This is a genomic window from Photobacterium sp. DNB23_23_1 (assembly GCF_052873815.1).
In genome coordinates this window covers 1-275 of sequence record NZ_JBNNXT010000123.1, presented here as the reverse complement: position 1 = coordinate 275, position 275 = coordinate 1, and the positions used below count along the sequence as shown (strand labels likewise).

Genomic DNA, 275 nt, shown 5'->3' with positions numbered 1-275 from the left:
GTGGCTATAGCTCAGTTGGTAGAGTCCCGGATTGTGATTCCGGTTGTCGCGGGTTCAAATCCCGTTAGCCACCCCATTATTAAAGGCTTCATTATTGAAGCATTTGTCGTGAATCGCCTAGTTTGATAGTGCATCATGGCTCTTGGAATAGCGGACCAGAGGTTAACCCTCTTGGAGCAAAGCCAAGTAAAAAGAATTTTGTCGGTGAATAGCGCAGCTTGGTAGCGCATCTGGTTTGGGACCAGAGGGTCGGGGGTTCGAATCCCTCTTCACCG

Annotated in this window: 2 tRNA genes; both read left to right on the top strand. The window is 49.5% G+C overall.

Annotated elements, in window-relative coordinates:
• Window positions 1-76, top strand: a tRNA-His gene (locus ACVA53_RS25105).
• Window positions 77-202: 126 nt separating this feature from the next.
• Window positions 203-275, top strand: a tRNA-Pro gene (locus ACVA53_RS25100).